Annotated in this window: 1 pseudogene; it reads left to right on the top strand. The window is 60.4% G+C overall.

Going from position 1 to position 642, the window contains the following annotated elements:
- Positions 1-329: 329 nt before the first annotated feature.
- A pseudogene (locus EOC83_RS32545) lies at positions 330-642 on the top strand (transposase); the annotation flags it as partial.

The following is a 642-nucleotide window of genomic DNA, read 5'->3' as shown; positions in this document are numbered from 1 at the left end:
CGGGCCGGGTGTGGGCGAGGCCGAGGCGGCGCAAGGCGCAAATGAGAACGTAGACAAACGAGGCAAACCAAAGCCGCAACGATTGGCGCGCAGGTATGGGCGCTGGTGCGATCGGGTAGACGGAAAGCGCCCGTGCCGCCTAGCGCTCTGGCTTGAGGACGACACGATAAAGCGCGGATTGGCACCCAGCGTCGTGCACTCGGCCTGAGCCACAGCCCTTCTTTCGTCAACCACAGGAAAGTCGCCAAAGACGCGTGCGACCTGTGACCTGCCACGGGTAATTTCCTCCATCTGAGATTAGAGTCCGGCCTCGATTGAAGGACGGACTGATGAAGAGAAGGCGGTTTACAGAAGCAGATCATCACGGTTCTGCGTGAGCATGAGGCGGGAGCAAAGGCGGGCGACCTGGCGCGCAAGCATGGGATCTCCGAGGCGACGCTGTATAACTGGAAGGCGAAGTATGGCTGATGGACGTCTCCGATGCCAAACGGCTGAAAGCCTTGGAAGACGAGAACGCGAAGCTGAAGAAACTGCTCGCCGACCAGATGCTCGAAGCGTCGGCACTGCGCGAGCTTCTTTCAAAAAAATGGTAGGGTCCGCCGCCAAGCGCGAAGCCGTCGCGCATCTGCAGGCCGTCATGGG

It is taken from the genome of Mesorhizobium sp. Primo-A, from assembly GCF_003997175.1.
In the GTDB taxonomy this organism is placed as follows: domain Bacteria; phylum Pseudomonadota; class Alphaproteobacteria; order Rhizobiales; family Rhizobiaceae; genus Mesorhizobium; species Mesorhizobium ciceri.
The sequence above is the reverse complement of the archived record's forward strand: the minus strand, read 5'-3'. Positions and strand labels throughout refer to the sequence as shown.